Origin of the sequence: Psychrobacter sp. BI730 (assembly GCF_013414195.1) — a bacterium.
Lineage (GTDB): Bacteria > Pseudomonadota > Gammaproteobacteria > Pseudomonadales > Moraxellaceae > Psychrobacter.
In genome coordinates, this window is sequence record NZ_JAATTV010000014.1 from 61,272 (window position 1) to 77,409 (window position 16,138).

Annotated in this window: 13 protein-coding genes; 10 read left to right on the forward strand and 3 right to left on the reverse strand. The window is 42.3% G+C overall.

Features of this window, described 5'->3' with window-relative positions; all coding sequences use genetic code 11:
* Positions 1-94 precede the first annotated feature (94 nt).
* Complete coding sequence (locus HCZ91_RS11000) at positions 95-1,006, reverse strand: LysR family transcriptional regulator (RefSeq protein ID WP_179799420.1); 912 nt, start codon at positions 1,004-1,006, stop codon at positions 95-97.
* A 464-nt stretch (positions 1,007-1,470) separates the two neighbouring features.
* On the opposite strand from HCZ91_RS11000, the gene HCZ91_RS11005 reads away from it, so the two are divergent.
* The 8 genes from HCZ91_RS11005 to HCZ91_RS11040 all read left to right on the forward strand — a co-directional run bounded on the left by HCZ91_RS11005 (position 1,471) and on the right by HCZ91_RS11040 (position 12,371).
* Positions 1,471-2,148 (forward strand): glutathione S-transferase family protein, encoded by a 678-nt coding sequence (locus tag HCZ91_RS11005; RefSeq protein WP_179799421.1) that lies wholly within the window; start codon positions 1,471-1,473, stop codon positions 2,146-2,148.
* Positions 2,149-2,275: 127 nt separating this feature from the next.
* Positions 2,276-3,403 carry a zinc-binding dehydrogenase gene (locus tag HCZ91_RS11010; protein ID WP_179799422.1) on the forward strand — a complete coding sequence of 376 codons (1,128 nt, stop codon included), beginning with the start codon at positions 2,276-2,278 and terminating at the stop codon, positions 3,401-3,403.
* 442 nt (positions 3,404-3,845) lie between these two features.
* Positions 3,846-4,787 (forward strand): homocysteine S-methyltransferase family protein, encoded by a 942-nt coding sequence (locus HCZ91_RS11015; RefSeq protein WP_346342195.1) that lies wholly within the window; start codon positions 3,846-3,848, stop codon positions 4,785-4,787.
* A gap of 10 nt (positions 4,788-4,797) precedes the next feature.
* Positions 4,798-6,132 (forward strand): basic amino acid/polyamine antiporter, encoded by a 1,335-nt coding sequence (locus tag HCZ91_RS11020; RefSeq protein WP_179799424.1) that lies wholly within the window; start codon positions 4,798-4,800, stop codon positions 6,130-6,132.
* 973 nt (positions 6,133-7,105) lie between these two features.
* Entirely contained in the window at positions 7,106-8,629 is a 1,524-nt protein-coding gene (locus HCZ91_RS11025; RefSeq protein WP_179799425.1) for a glycosyltransferase family 2 protein, read from the forward strand.
* 160 nt (positions 8,630-8,789) lie between these two features.
* Positions 8,790-10,085 (forward strand): glycosyltransferase, encoded by a 1,296-nt coding sequence (locus tag HCZ91_RS11030; protein WP_179799426.1) that lies wholly within the window; start codon positions 8,790-8,792, stop codon positions 10,083-10,085.
* Positions 10,085-11,386, forward strand: coding sequence for a hypothetical protein (locus HCZ91_RS11035; protein ID WP_179799427.1), 1,302 nt, complete (start codon positions 10,085-10,087; stop codon positions 11,384-11,386). The genes HCZ91_RS11030 and HCZ91_RS11035 overlap by 1 nt, the downstream gene beginning before the upstream one ends.
* Before the next feature lie 61 nt (positions 11,387-11,447).
* Complete coding sequence (locus HCZ91_RS11040) at positions 11,448-12,371, forward strand: glycosyltransferase (RefSeq protein ID WP_179799428.1); 924 nt, start codon at positions 11,448-11,450, stop codon at positions 12,369-12,371.
* Between the two features lie 37 nt (positions 12,372-12,408).
* Here HCZ91_RS11040 and HCZ91_RS11045 read toward each other — a convergent pair whose 3' ends face one another.
* Together HCZ91_RS11045 and HCZ91_RS11050 are read right to left on the reverse strand one after the other, a co-directional pair.
* Positions 12,409-13,236, reverse strand: coding sequence for a hypothetical protein (locus HCZ91_RS11045; RefSeq protein ID WP_179799429.1), 828 nt, complete (start codon positions 13,234-13,236; stop codon positions 12,409-12,411).
* Positions 13,237-13,368: 132 nt separating this feature from the next.
* Positions 13,369-14,286 carry a LysR family transcriptional regulator gene (locus HCZ91_RS11050; protein ID WP_179799430.1) on the reverse strand — a complete coding sequence of 306 codons (918 nt, stop codon included), beginning with the start codon at positions 14,284-14,286 and terminating at the stop codon, positions 13,369-13,371.
* 243 nt (positions 14,287-14,529) lie between these two features.
* Between HCZ91_RS11050 and HCZ91_RS11055 the strand changes: the two genes are divergently transcribed.
* Together HCZ91_RS11055 and catC are read left to right on the forward strand one after the other, a co-directional pair.
* The gene (locus tag HCZ91_RS11055) at positions 14,530-15,666 is read left to right on the forward strand and encodes a muconate/chloromuconate family cycloisomerase (protein WP_179799431.1); all 1,137 of its coding nucleotides are present in this window, start codon (positions 14,530-14,532) and stop codon (positions 15,664-15,666) included.
* A gap of 125 nt (positions 15,667-15,791) precedes the next feature.
* Positions 15,792-16,082, forward strand: coding sequence for a muconolactone Delta-isomerase (catC, locus tag HCZ91_RS11060; protein WP_179799432.1), 291 nt, complete (start codon positions 15,792-15,794; stop codon positions 16,080-16,082).
* The last annotated feature ends 56 nt before the right edge of the window (positions 16,083-16,138 follow it).

Below are 16,138 nucleotides of genomic sequence, written 5' to 3' on the forward strand. Positions count from 1 at the left end.
GTCATAATATTCTATGACGATTGTATCTCAAACCTCTTAGGTGTTGATACGAATATGAATGTAATGAGGTTGTAGATAGCACACTTCCCTTACATCAACGCTCACTTCCTACTTTTATCCTCTCAACCAAGAAATCGACGGCGGCTTTCACTTTTGGTACGAGATAGCGCTGCTTTTGATACAGCAGATATACGGCCATATCAGCGTGCTGCGTGATTGCTAATGGATGCTCAAATTTAATCTCTTGCAATGCGCCTGACTCAAGGTATGAGGATAGTGCCCACCGAGTGGACATCAAAATCCCTTCACCATTACAAGCCTTCTTGGCAAGCCATGGTCCATTGTTTGAAATTGCCACTGCTGGCCCTGAGACATCATGCCACTGATCATCCACATAGCAGAGCCAAGGCGTTGGCCCGTTTGGGGCTTTGAAATACAGGCCTTTATGTTCCTTTAATTCCATCACATGACTAGGTGCGCCATGCATCTCTAAATAACTGGGCGACGCAACCGGTATAAACCCATTGTCCATTAGCCTAATGGCAAGCACGCGCTCATTTGGCGCATAACCACCGCGAATCGCAATATCGACATCGTCACGTCCCAATGCGGATAATTCATCGCTGAGACTGACATCTAGCACAATCTCTGGATACAACTCACCAAACTCATCCAACAATGGTAGCAGTATCTTTTCACCAAAACCCACCATAGAGCTGATGCGTAAACACCCCATTGGCGTCGTTTGATAACTGCGTACTGTTTCTTTACTTTGTTCGAGCTGATCCAATACTTGCTGCATATCGTCATAATAGACCTGCCCTACTTCGGTCAATTTAACGATTCGAGTCGTACGCTTTAACAGTGTCACGCCCAAGCTCTTTTCTAAATCAGATACTCGTCTTGATAGTGAGGATGGCGGCACTTTGAATGCATTTGCCGCCTTAGTAAAACTTCCCGTTTCTACGACTTTGCTAAAATACTTGATGGCACGTAATTGATCCAACTGACCTCTCCATTTAGATAAATATGTGAGCATTTTCGCTTTATTATTGTCTTAAAAGCAATAGTGATTCACGTTATTCCTTATATATAACCACATTAAAACCAGTAATAATGTGTTTAACTTAGGGCGTGCTTGATATTCGACCATGGCACTGACAGAGACTATTTTTTAGACAGTTCGACGTTAAAAATAGTAAGTTTAGTCATTCTAAGCGTCTATGTTTTAACAATGAAGTGGCAAAAAATAGTCCTGTCTCCTTCTGTTTATATTGGAGCTGATGCTAAAACTGCCCCATACTGTGTTGTAAATCTAGTTAAGGCACGAGCATTACCGTCGTTTTACGCCTTGTCTGGAACCGTTTTAGCAATCAGCAGTGCCTATTTGTGAATATCAAACACGCCCTAAACGTTGCAATGAAAACACGATTAAAAATAACTTTTACGTCAACAATGGAAGAATGACTTATGATTACTTTGCACGGCTTTGCTGCAAGCAACTATTACAACATCGTAAAACACGCTCTTTTATATAAGGGTATCCCGTTCCAAGAGGACCTTTTGTACGCTGGTAGTGATGATCTGCTGACCGTCAGCCCAGTGGGTAAAGTACCTGCAATCACCATGCCTGACGGTTTTAATCTGTCAGAATCTAACGTGATTTGTGACTTTTTGGAAGAAACATATCCTGAAAAGCCGCTATATCCTACCGATGCAGCAGAACGCGCGACTGTACGTCAGATTATGAAAATAGCAGAGCTGTATTTTGAGCTACCAAGTCGTCGTCTGATTCCATATGTATTTTCTGGTACTCAAGCACCTAACGCAGTCAAAGAGGAAGTCCGTCAAGTATTGGGCCGCGGTATTATTGCTATGAATCGCTTATGTCAATTTTCGCCTTGGATTGCAGGCGAGCAATTCACCATGGCTGACATCTATGTGCATCACGTCAACACTATTGTCAACGCTTTTGGAGCGACTCAGCTTGAGTGGGATGTACTGGCAGAAGTGGACGGTATGAAAGAATGGAACAAAGCCATGAGTGAAACCGACATTGCAAAAAGCGTTCAGGCAGACAGTCAAGCAAACATGCCTGAGTTTATGCAACACGTTAAAGCTCTAATCCAAGCCGCAAACGCTAAATAACTTGTGGCAATGTGAGCAATAAAAATGAGCCACATTAAGAAAATTACTAAAATTCAATAACCTAAAGAACGACCAATGCCATAAAGGGATTGGTCTAAAAATCCAACTATTTGCAGGGGCAAATCTTATGACCGATAAAAATAAACAACTGGTTTCAACCATCAGTGATGACAACAAATTAACCCTGTCTTTAAAAGATATCGAGATGCCGCAACCCGGTGCTGACGAAGTTGTCGTTCGCATGGAAGCCATGCCATTGAACCCCTCTGATTTTGGTGTGATGTTCAGCGCCGCTGATATGTCAACCGCTGTACAATCAGGCACTGATGACAGCCCGATCATTACTGCTGATGTGCCTGCGAAATTCATGCCATCACTCAAAACGCGGGTAAACAAAGACACGCCTGTCGGTAACGAAGGCGCTGGTACAGTCGTCGCAGCAGGCTCATCAGAAGCCGCACAAGCACTCATGGGCAAAATGGTTGCAGTGATTGGTGGCGGTACATATCGTCAATACCACTGTGTCAATGTAAGGAGCTGCATAGAAATGCAAGACGGCACGACAGCTACCGAGGCCGCATCGTCTTTTGTAAACCCGCTCACCTCACTGGCAATGGTCGAAACCATGCGCGCTGAAGGCCACAAAGCCATCGTACATGCCGCAGCAGCATCTAGCTTGGGTCAAATGCTAAACCGTATCTGTATGGCAGACGGTGTTGATTTGGTGAATATCGTCCGTAAAGACTCGCAAGAAAAGCTATTGCGCGATATGGGCGCAAAATATGTGGTGAACTCAAGCAGTGAGACGTTCCTTGCTGATTTGACCGCCGCAATTACTGAAACAGGCGCTACGATTTCGTTTGACCCTATCGGTGGCGGTAAGCTCACCAGCGATATTCTAAACTGTATGGAGGCAGCTATTACTCGTGACGTAGAAGAATACAGCGTCTATGGCTCAAATACCTTTAAACAAGCTTATATTTATGGCGCCTTAGACCGTGGTCCGATCACCTTAAACCGTAACTTTGGTTTTGCGTGGGGCGTAAATGGATTCTTATTGTTCAATGCACTTGGCAAGCTTGGTAGTGAAACGGTTCAGTCCATGCGCAAACGCGTGGCAGAAGAAATCACCACCACCTTTGCGAGCAGCTATACGCATGAAGTGACCCTAGAAGAAGCGCTACAGTTAAAATCAATCGCCGCTTATGGCAAACAGGCGACTGGTGAGAAATACTTAATCAAGCTTCAAGTCTAATAGTTGTTTGAAGCATCATCTAGAAGCAGCCTTGTAATAATAGAAAAGCAGATATCTATGATGTCTGCTTTTTTATGTCTGACTAAAAGTCATCGTCACTTCGTATTTACTCACAATTTGCATAAACTTCATCAGAAAAACCATGCAATACCTATACTCGAACAAGGCAACCAGATGCCAAAAGTAATCAATTAACATTATTACTAAACTTTTGGTTGCATCTACTCCTTATTACGCCTAGTATTTCGTCCCTTCAAATAACTCTATTTCTCAAAATATAGCGGATTCAGTTTGAAAGAGAGACAATGCAACCGAGCGCAGATGTAACTGTCATACTTCAAGTGAGGTTAATGCTGTCACTCTTCTATAGAGAATTGACTATAGAGTCTTAATAGATGTACCTATTCACTATAAAGAGGGACTTATTATGTCAATTGACGCAATCACAATTATTGACGGCGGCTTGGGTCGAGAGCTAGCCAAACGTGGCACACCATTTCGTCAGCCTGAGTGGTCGGCGTTGGCAATGATAGAAGCGCCTGAGATCGTCCGTGACGTGCATCGCGCCTTTATCCAAAGCGGCGCAGCGGTCATTACCACTAACAGCTATGCGCTAGTACCTTTTCATATCGGCGAGGAACGTTTTGCGGCGCAAGCACAAGTTTTGGCAGCAGCGTCAGGTGAAATGGCACGTGCAGCAGTGACACTAGAAGGCGCAGCAACCAAAGTAGCTGGATCTATACCGCCACTGTTTGGCTCCTACCGTGCAGACTTGTTTGATGCTGACCACGTAGAGGATATCGCTACCCCACTGATCAAAGGTCTAAATCCGTATGTCGATTTTTGGCTCGCTGAGACTCAGAGTCTAATCGCCGAGTCTATCGCTGTTCGTGAGCTACTTAATACGCTAGATACAGACAATAAACCGCTATGGGTTTCATTCACCCTAGAAGACAGCGAGCATCTCGATGTACCGCGTTTGCGCTCAGGTGAGACGGTAAAAGAAGCCGTTACCAAAATGGCAGATATCAATGTAGAAGCAATCTTATTTAACTGCTGTCAGCCAGAAGTGATTGATCAAGCGCTTGATGTAGCGCAAAGCGTGTTGCAAGACAAGAATGCCATGCACATCAAACTTGGCGCGTATGCCAACGCTTTTCCACCACAGCCAAAAGACGCCACCGCTAATGATGGCCTCGATGAAGTGCGCGATGACCTAACCCCGCCTGCATACTTGGTTTGGGCAAAAAAATGGCAAACCCAAGGCGCATCACTGATTGGCGGTTGCTGCGGTATTGGCCCTGAACACATTCAGGCATTGAGCCAGCATTTCACAGGTACTTTAACAACAGATACTTTGACGACAGGCACCTCAACAAAATAGAGATCGCACGATGCAAAATGGACAAAAAATTGGGCTAACCATGCTCACTGCCATCGTGTTTAGCTCGATGGTCGGTGCGGGTATTTTTAGCCTACCGCAAAACATGGCCGAAGTGGCAGGCGTGAACGCCATCATTACGGCATGGATCATCACAGGCGTAGGTATTTTATTCCTCGCGGGCTGCTTTTTGCATTTATCACGCCTCAAGCCTGAACTGGATGGCGGTATTTATACCTATGCCAAAACAGGGTTTGGCGATTTGGCAGGCTTCTTTTCAGCATGGGGTTACTGGCTGTGTGCGACGATTGGTGTAGTTGGCTACTTGGTCGTGGCGTTTGCCGCGCTGGGCAGCTTTATTGATACACCAACCAGTATTGTTTTTGGTGAAGGCAACACGCTGTGGGCGCTGGTCGGTGAGTCTATCATTTTATGGCTGGTGCATTATTTGGTACTGCGCGGCGTTAAGCAAGCGGCCTTTATCAATTTGCTGGCAACCTTGGCAAAAAGTTTACCGCTCATTGCTTTTATTGTGTTTGCCTATTATGCCTTTGATATGCAGACCTTTAATGCTGACCGCGCGGGAACGACTTTGGACGTGCCCTTTATGGAGCAGGTCAAAGGGACAATGCTGATCACCCTATGGGTATTTACGGGTATCGAGGGCGCGATTGTCTTATCGCAACGTGCGAAGAGGCGCGCTGATATCGGCCGAGCCACTTACATCGGTGTATTGTTTGCGTTGGTACTATATGTTGCCATTACCCTGCTCTCTCTCGGGGTCATGAGCCGTGTAGATGTGGCAGCGCTTAGTAACCCATCGATGGCGGGCATCATGGCGCAGATGACGGGCGATGTGGGTAAATGGGTCATTAGTATTGGGCTTATCGTTTCGGTATTGGCCTCTTATCTGAGCTGGATTCTTTATTCTGCTGAAGTGCCGTTTACCGCGGCGAAGTACAATGCGTTTCCGCGTATCTTTACCAAGCAAAATGCCCAAGGTACGCCAACGGCATCATTACTACTAACCAGTTTGACCGTGCAGCTGTGCTTACTGATGATCTTTTTGACCGGTAAAGGCTACAACACCTTAGTAATTATCTCCACCTCGATGATTTTGATTCCTTACTTTTTGGTCGGAGCGTATTTGGTCAAAGTATCATTTGCACAGTCAGAACGCTGGAGCATCAAAGCCATCGGTTTGGGCGCGAGTGTCTACGGTATTTGGCTAATTTATGCTGCTGGCGTGGACAACCTATTACTATCACTCTTGCTATATATACCTGGCTTAGCGATTTTTTATTACAGCCGCTATCAGTCAAGAGCACTGCCGAAACAGACACATTAATTATTGTTTTTACGTTGAGCAAAGGAGCGGATATAGCTTTTAGTATATTTTTAAAATAACTGTGATACATAAAAACAAGTCCAAAAAACAACGACTTTTTGGACTTGTTTATTCAGTTGTAAGGCATATCAGTAGTTATCATTCAGGTAGTTGCATGAATCTCAAGCACTGAGTATTGAGCAGGGAAAGCCACTACATAGTCGTCTTTATGCCATAGCTAAAACTTAGTCAATAACGCTTCAAAATCCTATAAAAAGATATATCTTATTGCCGAGACTCTAATTCGATCATCTCAGGGTAATCATTGGCGTACTGGTAACCATCTAATCTATTGCAGACTTTGACCGCGACCGAATAGATAAAGTTGATTTATTATGCGAATCAACGCTAACGTTTGCTCCAGACTATTATCTCGTTCGCAAGAAGAATTCGTTATCAACATCGACTGTCGACGATGTCTGGAGCTGGTGTGTCACTCATTTAGCACTGGCTTAACACTGACTTGATTTAGTCAGGGCTAGCTAAGCATCAACATAAATAACCTAATCTCAAACTTATTAACGTAGTTAGCTTCTGAAACTAACTACGATTTCAGTCGTGTTTTTCTATCCTACTACAGTCGTGCTTCAGCATAATGATGCAGACCTTCCTGCTTTTTTATCCTCGTCTTCTTTCCTCGTTTTATCCTTTTACTAACTACCCTAACTCAAAAATAAAAAACAGTTACCTACCCCCTTCTCAATCAAAAAACGCCCTATTTTTACGTGATTAAAATACTAAGTTTTTATGTCACATTACGTACAACTTACACAGTTAATTTATCACAAACAATTATCGGCTAAATCATTACTTAATTCTGTATTAGCATGCATTGGTATTCATTAAATGACTGAAGATACAAGTACTTACATTACCCATAAGCATACTATTCTTTATATAAATTTCACTTGTTGTACATGCTTAAGGACCAGACATGACTGCTAACACACAAGAAGCTTTGACTAGCGCAGCACTCAGTTTTCAGTTGATGACGCGAGCTGAGCCTCCAGAGTTGGTTATTGCCACAATAAAGTCGTTATTAGCAGTAAAAGAAGCATGCGATGAGATATTGATTATCGATAATAATAATAAAGAGACGTCGTTATATAAGCCGTTAGCAGCATTTTGCCAAAGCTTAAACGCTGATTTGAATGTCCATTTTTATCATATTGATCGTGTCGAAGGATTCAAAGCGGGTGCTTTAAACTTGGCACTTGGGTTAATGTGTCCAGACTGTAGTCACATTGTGGTGGTCGATAGTGATTACCAAGCATTACCACATGCTAGAGCCTCTATTACGCAGGCTATCGCTCAATATCCTGAGTATACCCTACTTCAGTTTCCGCAGTTTTATCGTAATGAAGGACAGCTCGATGCGCATAGCGAGTTGAATCACTATTTTAACCATCATTTGTATCGTCCTTTTAATCGCAATCGCGCCTTATCAACGGGTACTTACGCAGTCATTCGACGCTCAGATCTTTTGAGCATAGGAGGCTGGTCAGGTGCTTCTATCACTGAAGATGCTCAAATGGGCGTGCTTATGCATCGACAAGGTTTTCGCAGTCAGTTTGTGCCAGAAGTCATTGCCACGGGTTTGCTGCCCAACACACTAGATGACCTAATATGTCAACGCCGACGCTGGATCTACGGCAATATGCAAGTGCTCACGGATTACCTGTCAGTCCCGTACCACTCTCCAGTTCAGTATGTCTCGCAATCTAAAAGTATGAGTGAACGCCTAGCATATATACGCGCTCATCTGTCTCAACTGAGTGCTTGGGTCAATTTTACAGGGTTCTTTATCCTTTTGCATATCTGTTCATTATTGGTGATGGTTGATATGCTTTTAATAAATAACGCTGAAGTGTCGATGCTTGCACCTTTATATCTGGTTTATGCAGGCTATGCATTTTTTATCCTTAGACGTCTATGGGCTTACTGCCGTGATCAATCGCCTCTCAATAAACAAATAGATGACGACCATCAGCCACGTTTTGGCAGAAAAGTACGAGCATGGTTGATGCACTTAAACTTTTGGGTGATTGGCGCCTTGTCATGGCTGCCGGTACTGTGGGGACGAGAGAAACCTTTTGTCTGTACGCCAAAACAAAACTATATCCAAAGTCGTCGTTCATTATTTCTTAAGAATATAGCAGCGTTACCAAAACTGCTGTTGGTGCTAAATATCATTACAGCCATAGTTGTAGCGCCATTTTCACCGCTCTATTCGCCAGTACTATTTATCTGTGCAGCGGTAGTTTGTATTCTCAAACTAAGCGCAGCCAAGGTAGCAATGGATAATTTCTCTGATGCTCGAGCAGACATACCAAGTATGAGTAAGGTTCTGAGACAGACTCTAAAAGTAGCCCATGAAAAGAAGACGACTATCACGACATCTTATGCAACGTCTTTATTTAAAGATAAAAAACCATCGACTCGTAAGAATCAGTACTGATAAAACTAGTACTTATAAAGATAGCGGTTTATATAAGCCAATTTTGAAACAAGGTCATTCTATTGTCTTTTATCGTTTCTATACTAGGTTCCCTATACACCACTCTACTAACCAAAACGCTTATAGCCATGGTGCTTATAACTATAAAGGTCTTAAAAACATGATTAGGTCTTCGAATTCACCGCTACGTATTGCCATTATCGCGCATTCACTGTATCCCATTGCCCAGCCTTACGCGGGTGGTCTAGAAATGATTACCCAATTGATTTGTGATGAGCTAGTGGCGCAAGGCCATGAGGTATTGCTTTACGCTCATAAAGATAGCGAGACGAAAGCAACGTTGGTGCCATTATTGACTCGTCATGAGTTTAACAAGATGGTCTATGATAATGAGCATGAAACGGTCGCCATGGGCCGTGAAGAGATGTATCAATATCTCACCTATCAGATAGCCTTACGGGATATTATCGAACGTGATGAGCGCGGTGAAATTGATATCGTACATAACCACAGTTTGCATCATATTCCGATGATGACAGGCCAAGCATTTGGCGAAAGGTTTTTTACCACTTTTCATACGCCTATTTTTCCACAGTTACGTTTAGCGCTTTTAACACTGCGCGCTGGTACAACCACTCAATTTACAGCGATTAGTAAGCACCAACAGCAGTTATTCGCTGAGTTTGTCCCTTCACAAGTGGTGTATAACGGCATTGATGTCGAATCCTTTACTGCCAATACAGAATCGCTTGGCAATACTAATGATAGCGATGACGAGGTATATTTTTGGTATGGACGTATTTGCCCTGAAAAAGGCACTCATTTAGCCATGCGGTACTGCATGGAAGCTGGGAAAAAACTTATCATAGCAGGACCTAAAAGCAACGAAGACTACTTCAATCAAAAAGTAGCCCCTTTGTTATTTAAAGACAGTAAGAGTGGCGATGACAAACTATTCAGTTATGTAGGTCATGTCACCAAGGACGAGATTAACAATTACTTGTGCCGAGCAACTGCCATGCTATTTACCAATACTTGGGACGAGCCATACGGATTGACCTTAGCTGAGAGTTTGGCATGTGGCACACCAGTCATTGGTTTTGATGCAGGAGCCAGTGCCGAAATTATTACTCCAGAGACAGGAGTCATCGTACCTAAAAAAGACAAAGCCGCCTTTATCAATGGCTTTGCTACGATTAAAAATATATCACGCCAAGCTTGCCGTGACCGTGCTTTGCAGTTTTGTTCAGTGTCAGCCATGGTAGACGGCTATCTGGAACTGTACCGAGCAGCGTTAAAAAATAGAACTGTGTTGATAGAAAATAATTCAGAAAGCTACATCAACAGTATCAACAGCTATGAGCTGTCTGATTTAACAAAAGACTCCCTGCAATTTTTCAATCAAGCGCCAGTTGAAACTGATAGCAGTCTTGTTAGCTTTTCTGAGGGATCATAATGATGCGTATCGGATATTATGCGCATCATCATGGCTCAGGACATTGCCGACAGGCAGACAAACTGGCTGCATTGCTACCTAATGATGCAAGAGCGCAATTAACGGTATTTACGAGCTTAGATATAAATAGCTATCGTTTTACCGCTATTGATGAACAACAAATCGTACGTTTAAATGCAGAAGATGAACGACCCAACGACATATTAGCAGGTCGTGCAGGAGAATATTGGCAACCAGCCAGCCTACATTACTCGCCCGTAGGCAATGGCGACATTCAAAAACGCAGTCACCAAATACTAGACACTATCTTTCAATGTAAGATTGATCTGATGATTATCGATGTCAGCGTCGAGGTGGCAATGCTCTGCCGTGCGGCAAGTATTCCTTACCTTTACGTTAGGCTTCCTGGTATTCGCGATGATGCGCCACATTTGGGTGCATTTGCTGGCGCACTTGCCTTACTAGCGCCTTATCCTAAAGCGTTAGAATCTGCCCAGACATCTGAGTGGATCTGTGATAAAACGCTCTATCTTGACTTTATCTACTCTCAAAAATCTGAGTCATATACTTATGAGAGCTTTATAGATATCTTGGAAAAATTAAGCGTTGATCAAGAAACTTTTGTTCCTGAAACTACAAGCTTACCATCTGACAAGGCTAAGTTAACAGACAAGTCCAAAGCTACAACACCTATTATCACCGTCATTAAAGGCTACGGTGGACACAAAGCGATTGACGAAAAATTACCAGAGTTGCGCTCACTGCTACCTGATACATTAATTGTCTCTCTCGGGCCTATAGACGATGACAAACGATGTTATGTCGATATCTCAGCTGAGGTAGATGACGTCACACCATTCATTTGTCATAGCGATTATCTAATGATGGCTTGTGGCCTAAACGCTGTCGCGCAAGCATATCATTACGATACGCCGCTCATAGTAGTGCCTGATGATAGACCTCATAATGAACAAGCCGTCATGGCTGAAGCGTTAGTTACTCAAAATAAAGCGCTAAATTGGCAGCAGTTTAAAACCTTAATGAGCGTCAATGACGGTCAACCTGAATCTATTGCCCAAACAATTCATAGCCGAAGCAAGCAACACCCTACTACATCGGTTGATAGCATTGAAGAAAAGAGCAGTGAGGAAGATAGCAGCGAGGAAACCAACATGGCTACGACAACAGGCGCTCAAGTGTTTATGCATAGCATCACTGATTATCCCACTACTAAGCTTTGGTTTGAAAACTGGTTGCTTCTTCGACTCAACTTAACACCTGAATCAACAATTAAATACTGACTTATTAAATACTGATTTATTAAAAGTAACAGGCAACCTGATAGCGAGGTAAAGATAAACGATGACCATTCAGCCAACAAGTAACGCTAGTACGACTTCTGATTCTGTACCGATGACCGTCATTACGACTTGCTATGGTCGTAATCGTCATCTCTATAACCTACTTAGTAGTCTAGAAAATAGTAGTGTGAAGCCAGCCGAAGTCATTATCGTCAACGACGACGCCGATCACAATCGGTTAGCTGAATTCTCATTAAACATTGTGAAGTTACCGACTACGGTTAAATCGACTGTGAATGATGGTGGTGATACTACAACTACAGAGTTTGATATCGGACATAACCGTAATCTTGGGGCATTGCAGGCAACTCACGATATGCTAATTTTTTTGGATATTGATTGTATCGTAGCGCCTACGTTTATTGAGCAAATGTATAAGAAGCTTCTGCAATATCCTAATGCGCTTTTGATGGGTCAACCGCGCTATCTAACGCGACCTTTATCACCAGAAGAAAGTACGCAATTAAAAATCAACCATCTGCCTGTCTCTATTTTAGACGAGCTGTCTGTCTATAACCCTTATCGTTATAATTTTGATGAAGCTGACTCATATCCTACTGAAACAGAGCAAACAGCTATCAAACAGACTGATGATTACGGTGCATTCTGGAGTCTATGCTTCGCTCTCAATCGACAGACTTTTGATAAAATTGGCGGTTTTGACACCCAATATACAGGTTATGGCGCAGAGGATACCGATTTTGCTTTTACAGCACGTCGATTAGATATCGATTTTTACCTTACTGCCGATATCGCTTATCATCAGCAATGGCACTGTTGGCCCATGGCAGGATGGCTGTCCCAATTTTCCGACATGAGGCTAATTGATTGGACAGAGGAACAGTCGTTACCGATAGCTATACTACGAAATCCTAGTGACAACGAGATAAAGCGCGCTCATTGTCCCGACGCTCCTTATGTTTAACTACTTTTAGCTAAACATAACTTAGTTAATCAATATTCTAGTACCGATGAATAGTCACTCCTATAAGTGGTCGACTCATTTCCTGACGTTCAAAATCCCAGTTATGCCCGTGCCAAAAGTGAGCAGTTTTATCATTGTCATTGAAACCAATCATTACTATCTCTAACGGTAGTTTCGTGTTTTGAATATGCTGTAAGTATGCTCGAGCTACCAGCATCAGCCGATACAATAGAAAACCTGATGAAGGTGCTGACGAATGAATATCGGTAAAGCATGGATAGTCAGCAACGACTTTATGATGCTCTGATAGCACACTGTGATAGGTAGGGCTTGATAATAGTTTTTGCATGTTCGAAGGAATATCTAAGATGCGATGAGCAGTGATAGGATCGTCATTAGGGCTTGGGTCATCAGCCAATGTTGGAAACTGATAAGGCTGGTTGCTCGTCAATACCCCTAGCGGGGCGGTCTCGGCCATTTGCTCCACTACTGATATATGATTGCTTCTAGGCGGTAGGCCAAAATGCAGCTTACTGTCACCAATCTGCCGAAAAAACAGCAGCTTAGGCAGTAAACTAGCTAACTGATGGCTGGCAAAGAAATCAGCGTGAATAAAGTGATTAAATAACACCAAGACATCATCGGGCTGTAACAACATCTCAAGCTGAGCCGTGGTGACAGCAGGATTATTTGTAATTAGCACGACTCGTTTAGCTTGCTCTAGTGCAGTTTGTATAACGACTGGTAGTGTTAAGAAAGCAGACTTCGCTGTGCTTATATCATCAAATGTATATTTGCTATTCTCTGACAGTGCGATACTCTGTTTAAGTATTGGTTTTTCTGTATTGGACTCTATATTAGACATAGCAACCTTAGTTAATGTGAACTTTTGATTGCTACTTTAGCATTATTAGCGATTTTTATAGAAAAATTGACGATGTTAGTATGCCTATTACTTTTGCCTTAAATAAGTAAAGCCCTTAAAACTTATACTTGATCAAATTTTTTCACGCTTATATATGAAGCCTTCTTCATCATAAATTTGATAAGTAACATCTAATAACGTTTCCAGTAATTCAGACTTATCGAAATGCCTGACACTCATCACGATTGGCGAAGTTAATATCCCCTCTTCAAATGGGATATAGGTTATCTCTTGATGACGTAAATGCTCAAGTGTCTTTGGTACGATAGTCAACCCTTCTCCTGCTGCTACTAACCCTAGGGCAATATGCAATTCACGTACTTCCATGAAATAATTCGCCTTCAAATTACGATTTTCAAATAGTTCTAATACGTAATCAATGAAACTCGGCCTCGGTGCTGTTGGATAAAGTAAGAGGTTTTCATTTGTTAAATTGATCAAGCTTAAACTGTCGCGTTTTTCTTTTGATAATGGGTGTTCGATAGGAACAGCAACTACTAAATCTTCCTCTCTAAGCACCATTCGCCTAATAGAAGCATCTTCAAATAATAACCTGCCAAAACCTACATCTATCTTACCTTCTGTCAATGCTTGCATTTGTTGCCAAGAGTTTAGCTCATACAATTTAACTTCGATATTCGGATGAACTTCTCTGAAACGGGATATTACTCTCGGCAATATGCCATACAATATAGATGATACAAAGCCTATTGAGAGCGAATTATCAAAATTTCCCTTACGAATAGTCATAGTACGCAGATCGTCTGATTTTTTTAAAATTTGAATAGCATGATCATAAAAAAATTCGCCAGCCTCAGTGAGTTTCAAGGGACGATTCTCCCTATCGATAAGCGTAACGCCAATCTCTTCTTCCAACTGTTTTATCTGCCGGCTAAGTGGTGGCTGCGAGATGTATAAACGAGCAGCTGCTTTATTGAAGCTTTTTTCTTCTGCCACGGCTATGAAATAGCGTAAATGCCTGAGTTCCATTATTCTTCCTTGATTGACTTCCTATTGTTTCTATCCTAAGTCGTTCTAATTTCTTCCCTTTTATCCATCACCTACTTCATATACAAAACATCCATACCTAAAGAACATAACATACCACCTACCTTTCGACAAAATACCTAAAAAGTATTAAAAAAGACTAAATAGGTCTTAGACATGTCGATATTTAACACCTATAGTTCTTATTAAGCATAAGGAAGCCAAAATTTTATACTAAGGACAGATATGATTCGTTCAATTAATACTTTACTAGTACCAATACCTACTATTCGAGCGCATAAACTGGCTTGTACCGTGATGAATGAACAAGTATTGGTTCTGGTGCATATCCAAACCGAAGATGGCTACGAAGGTTGGGGCGAAGCAACGACGATTGGCGGCTTAAGTTATGCTGAAGAAAGTCCTCATAGTATCAAAACTAATATCGATACTTACTTTACCCCTCTCTTGATGAAAGAAAAGCCTACAAGCACAGCAAAAGCAATGCAGCTATTGAATACCCACATCAGCGGCAATCGTTTTGCAAAATGCGCGATTGAAACTGCTCTACTCGACATCGAAGGCAAAAGACTCAATCTACCTATCAGCGAGCTCATCGGCGGTCGCGTCCGTGATCGTATCGAAGTGGCATGGACGCTTGCTAGCGGAAATACTGATACCGATATCGCTGAAGCTCATCAAATGATTGAACAGAGAAAGCATCGGATTTTTAAATTAAAAATAGGCAGCAACCCTATCCTTGATGATGTCGCCCATGTGTTAGCTATTAAACAAGCCTTACCTGATTGCCGCATCACCGTTGATGTCAATCAAGCATGGACAGAGCTTGAAGCTATGAAAGGTATAAATTTATTACAGAATGGCAGTGTTGATTTAATCGAGCAACCAGTATCAATGCGTAATACATCAGCGCTGAAGCGTTTAACTGAGCACTTTGACGTGGCTATTATGGCTGACGAAGTCGTGCAAGATCCACATAATGCGTTCCAATTGGCAGCGGATCATTGTGCTGATGTCTTTGCTGTAAAAATCAATCAAGCTGGTGGATTAAAAGCTGCCTGCCTTATCGGACAAATGGCACATCTAGCAGGTATCGAGCTTTATGGCGGGACGATGCTAGAAGGACCCATTGGTACTGCTGCATCAGCGCATGTGTTTTCTACTTATCCTAGCTTGAACTTTGACACGGAGCTGTTTGGCCCGTTGCTATTAACAGAGAATGTTTTAGTTCAACCGCTTGATTATCAAAATTTTGGTTTGACTATTCCAACTGGTGCTGGCCTAGGTATCGAGGTAGATAGCGACAAAGTCTATCACTATGCCAGACAAGCAAACTTATCATCCTCAAATCCTATAACGTGAGGAACTTACTTAAGCGACTCTCACGCTGGGGCTTGATAGTGCTCTGCCAAAAGCTCCGTAAAATAAATGCTGATGTAGATCAAATATCAGCCATATGACTAACCATAAAATATAAGGACATAATTATGTTATATCACGTCAGAATGGATGTGTTGTTACCGACAGATATGAATGCTGATCAAGTTAATGAGCTTAAGCAAGCTGAAAAAGCGCTATCACACAAACTGCAGGAACAAGGTAAGTGGCGTCATATTTGGCGCTTAGCAGGAGAGTATTCTAACTTTAGTATTTTCGATGTCGAAAGTAATGAAGAACTACACGACATTATGATGTCGCTACCACTTTACCCTTATATGAAAGTCGAGGTCACCCCTCTACTTCGTCATCCTTCTTCTATTCGCGATGATGATAGTTAGTGCCTCATAACGCTATTACTAGATTTCATTATTACTTTTGATGCTAATCAAATAAT

Bases quoted from the DNA above. Each gene is read 5' to 3' on its own strand.
- HCZ91_RS11035 (WP_179799427.1), top strand. From the start codon at position 10,085: ATGATGCGTATCGGATATTATGCGCATCATCATGGCTCAGGACATTGC.
- HCZ91_RS11030 (WP_179799426.1), top strand. From the start codon at position 8,790: ATGATTAGGTCTTCGAATTCACCGCTACGTATTGCCATTATCGCGCAT.
- HCZ91_RS11020 (WP_179799424.1), top strand. From the start codon at position 4,798: ATGCAAAATGGACAAAAAATTGGGCTAACCATGCTCACTGCCATCGTG.
- HCZ91_RS11025 (WP_179799425.1), top strand. From the start codon at position 7,106: ATGACTGCTAACACACAAGAAGCTTTGACTAGCGCAGCACTCAGTTTT.
- HCZ91_RS11050 (WP_179799430.1), bottom strand. From the start codon at position 14,286: ATGGAACTCAGGCATTTACGCTATTTCATAGCCGTGGCAGAAGAAAAA.
- HCZ91_RS11055 (WP_179799431.1), top strand. From the start codon at position 14,530: ATGATTCGTTCAATTAATACTTTACTAGTACCAATACCTACTATTCGA.
- HCZ91_RS11040 (WP_179799428.1), top strand. From the start codon at position 11,448: ATGACCATTCAGCCAACAAGTAACGCTAGTACGACTTCTGATTCTGTA.
- HCZ91_RS11010 (WP_179799422.1), top strand. From the start codon at position 2,276: ATGACCGATAAAAATAAACAACTGGTTTCAACCATCAGTGATGACAAC.
- HCZ91_RS11005 (WP_179799421.1), top strand. From the start codon at position 1,471: ATGATTACTTTGCACGGCTTTGCTGCAAGCAACTATTACAACATCGTA.
- HCZ91_RS11045 (WP_179799429.1), bottom strand. From the start codon at position 13,236: ATGTCTAATATAGAGTCCAATACAGAAAAACCAATACTTAAACAGAGT.
- catC (WP_179799432.1), top strand. From the start codon at position 15,792: ATGTTATATCACGTCAGAATGGATGTGTTGTTACCGACAGATATGAAT.